The sequence below is a fragment of the Treponema zioleckii genome (assembly GCF_014737315.1).
GTDB classification, from domain to species: Bacteria; Spirochaetota; Spirochaetia; order Treponematales; family Treponemataceae; genus Treponema_D; species Treponema_D zioleckii.
In genome coordinates this window covers 1-3586 of sequence record NZ_JPUF01000119.1, presented here as the reverse complement: position 1 = coordinate 3586, position 3586 = coordinate 1, and the positions used below count along the sequence as shown (strand labels likewise).

The 3586-nt window shown below is 30.8% G+C and carries 3 protein-coding genes; all 3 read left to right on the top strand.

Translation table 11 applies throughout. The annotated features are described in order from the left end of the window. The first annotated feature begins 353 nt into the window (after window positions 1-353). The 3 genes from JI65_RS16595 (at window position 354) to JI65_RS16585 (ending at window position 3515) form a co-directional block, all read left to right on the top strand. Window positions 354-1106 (top strand): NTF2 fold immunity protein, encoded by a 753-nt coding sequence (locus JI65_RS16595; RefSeq protein ID WP_191018280.1) that lies wholly within the window; start codon window positions 354-356, stop codon window positions 1104-1106. Between the two features lie 282 nt (window positions 1107-1388). Then, entirely contained in the window at window positions 1389-2288 is a 900-nt protein-coding gene (locus JI65_RS16590) for a hypothetical protein (protein ID WP_191018279.1), read from the top strand. Between the two features lie 381 nt (window positions 2289-2669). Further along, entirely contained in the window at window positions 2670-3515 is an 846-nt protein-coding gene (locus tag JI65_RS16585; protein ID WP_191018278.1) for a hypothetical protein, read from the top strand. The last annotated feature ends 71 nt before the right edge of the window (window positions 3516-3586 follow it).

Genomic DNA, 3586 nt, shown 5'->3' with positions numbered 1-3586 from the left:
CACCGGCAGGAAAATCATGCTGAAGCAATAGAAGTTCGGTTATGAAAAATCCGTGTTTTCGGCGATTGCGGGTCGAGCCCGCAGGAAGGACTTGCAAGGGAAACGGCCGCCGGGTCAGGCCCGACTGCCTGAAAACTTGCGGTGCAAAAAATAGGGCAGGTCAAGCCTGCCTCTTCTTTTCGGCGAAAGAAAGAGAGGAAAAATATCTTTCTAAGATGCGGTGTAAATTTTTGTTTGAAGTTGTAAAATAGAAGCCAGCCTAACAAAGCTTCAAAGCCGACAAACCGGTCAAGCCGGTTTGCGGTTTAAGCAATTGTTACACGGACACCCGCACTAGGGTGCTTGGAGAAAGAATGATTAAAAAAGTATCAATTTTAATAATATTGTTTATCGGTTGTGTATATAATCTTTCAGCTTCGATTGTTATGCCTAAAAATCCAGATTCTATATCCAAAGACAATTTTACTTATAGTGTTTCATACCAAACAACAGATTCAGGTAATTATTTTTTCGGATTAATCGTAATTGAATCAAATACAGAACCAAAATATTATTTTACAGTACCAATATATGTAATCAAAATAAATAAATTTCTTGAAGGAGATGTTCAATGGGTATTTATAAAAAGCATTGAATTTAAAAATAATGAAATCATTACAGTCACTAATCGAGCCAATGATATTTTTGAATTCAATATAAATACTTATGAAGTAAAATGCATAACAAAAAGATCAAGAGTTTTTGACTTTGACATTAAATCATTCAAGTTAATATGTGACGCTTCTGAAACAGATTCAATAGTAAAAAAATTATATGAAAAAGATTTAGAAAAAAGATTATCAAAAATGAAACCTTCATATAAAGGAATTCAACCCGAGGAAAGAAAATTATTACAAATCGAGAATGTAATAAAAGTATCAGAGAATATTTTGTTCGAAAGATATGGAATAAAAATAATACGAGATGAAATGCCTTATATAGTTTATAAGTATAAAAACAAATGGTTCGTTAAAGGCACTGTCAAAGATGATACTTTAGGTGGAGTTTTTGAGATTTTAATTAATGCAGACACTTCAAAAATTGAATTTATAAATCATGGAGAATAAATAAAGAATATTTTTTAATCGAGTCAAGCTCGATTAAAAAATGAAATTAAACTTTAGGGCGAAGCTATGTAGCGGTAATATGCGACATTCGTTGCTTAGAAATTGTTCATAAAAAAATAGAAGCGTTGCTTCTGGAAAAATATACAGTATTTTCTTTAAAAAGATAAAAAAGAAAGTATTGTTTAAGAAATAATTTCGTGTAACAAAGGTTCGTAGCCGACAGCGGGTCAAGCCCGCTGCGGTACAACCAGTTGTTATGCTGACGCCCGCACTGGGGCGCTTGTGGAGGAAGAAAATAAAATGAAGCAAGGATTTTTAATTACAAATCGTTTGACATTTAAAAGAAGTATTATAGACGAACTTGATGAAGATGGTATTTATATCAATCAAATTAGACCGATAGGAATATTTCAAATTTCGAAAAAAGATTTTTATAAAGATTTTTCTAATGTTGTAAAATCTGCAAGCTGGGATAAAGGTATTTATCACTATCCGACATTTCCTTCTTGGGCAAAAAAATACTTAACAAATAATACTACCGATAACAATCTTATTTCTGTTAAAACTGATAAGAATGTCCATTCTGTTGAAATAAAAGATTTTATTGGAAATGAAATTCGCGATAAAATCCGAGAACTCGGGAAACTTTGGAAAAACTCAGATTCTAATCCTCTTATAGACAATGATATAAAAAATAGATGGGAGCAATTGATTTATGAGTGGAAAGATAATAAAGAAATGCCACTGATTGTTCGAAAACAATCTGGTATTAGAGGATCAGAGATAATACATAGTACAGGTAGAAAAATAATAATAACAGATAATTCATTTTCACAGTGGATATATAGCAATGTAATGGATAATAAAACATATTCATTGGATGAGATAAAAACAATGCTATTTAAAGATGAAATACCTATGTGTTTTGCAATAAAGAAAGAAGATGTAAGTAAAGTAAAATATAGAAAAACATTAGGTCAATATTCTGTAAATAGCAGAGGTTGGAAACTTTGTCACATTGATGGAGTTGGTCTTAATTCGAAAATGAAAATTGCAGAAATAGAAATAGCTGAATTGGAAAATCATTTTATAAAACTTGCAAACCCTAAAAATATGTTTTTACTTCCTCTTGAAATTGGCTCTCTTGGAGAAATCCAAGAATTTATAAATGAACAAAAATAGCACATAACAAAAGTTCAAAGCCGACACAGGCTCAAGGCCTGTGCGGTTTAACTTGTTGTTAGGCGAACAGCCCACTGGGCTGCTTATTGTTAATAAGTAAAGTTCGTCTATTATTTTAACAAAAAATGGAGAACTTTTATGAACAAAAAACTCAAAAATGTATTATTAATTATTGCAATAATCTATCTCTCAATCTTTTTACTTATAACTCTAATAGCTACATTTGCAGTTTTATCAATAAGCAAAGCTGAGAGTCTATGTCTCGCTTCTATTTCTGCACTATTATTTATTTTAATTATAAAATGTATCAAATGCAATAAAAAATACAAATTTTTACAAAATAAAAAATTATAAGAATTACTTCTATAGGTCTTATCGTCCTTGCTTTTTTCTGCATACCTTTTTTTACCTAAAATAGAAAAAACTCAGGCGGAAAATAAAAATAATGTACAGAATGTGAAAAATGGAAAAAACAAAAAAGAAGTACAAGAAACGAATAAATTATCTGACAACGATAGATTAAAATCAGAATTAAAAGAAAAATATGAAATAGGAATTCCGTCCAAATTTGCAAATGGTGATAAAACTGGAAAATGGAGAATCGTAAAAATTGCAAACTCAGCACAACCGTCCGATTATGCTGTAACTTATGCACAGGCATATATGAAAGATGGTGATATCCATTACATAGTTAATTTTTCTTTAAAAACTACAACAATGCTCAGACTGTTAAACGGAATTATAGATGTAAAGACAACGGAATATGTAAAAAAAGAAGAACTAGATGCAACCATTATTGGTAAAGGTAAGCTGTATAAAGAACAGCATTTTTATGTAAACACGGGGAAAGAAATAACAATCGAAACAGATGCAAATGCAGGAACAGTTACAAAAGATGATTTGATTTCAAAAGTAAAAGAAGTAATCGCAGGAAGTATAGGAAGTGGAGAAAAAATAACAAATGTGAACTTTGAGGGAAAGAATCTTACTGTGACTGTTGATTTGTCTGGAACTGATACAAAACTAGTCACATCAAAAGATATTGCTTTGGTTAGAATTTCATCAATTACTGACAGTATTCTTGAACTTGATGACCAATATTATAATACATGGAATTCCATAACAATCGACTTTGGAAAAGAAGGAAAAGCTGTTCTTGATAAAGGAATGATAAAGAATCAAGGATATGGTAAGTTTTTCGATTTTTCAAATGACATATTAAAATAAAAGAAATATTTAATTTGAAAGAAAATATTTCGCCTAACAAAGGTTCGTAGCCGACAGGCAGTCAAGCTGCC

Excerpts from the sequence above, each read along its gene's own strand:
- JI65_RS16595 (WP_191018280.1), top strand. The coding sequence starts at position 354 with ATGATTAAAAAAGTATCAATTTTAATAATATTGTTTATCGGTTGTGTA.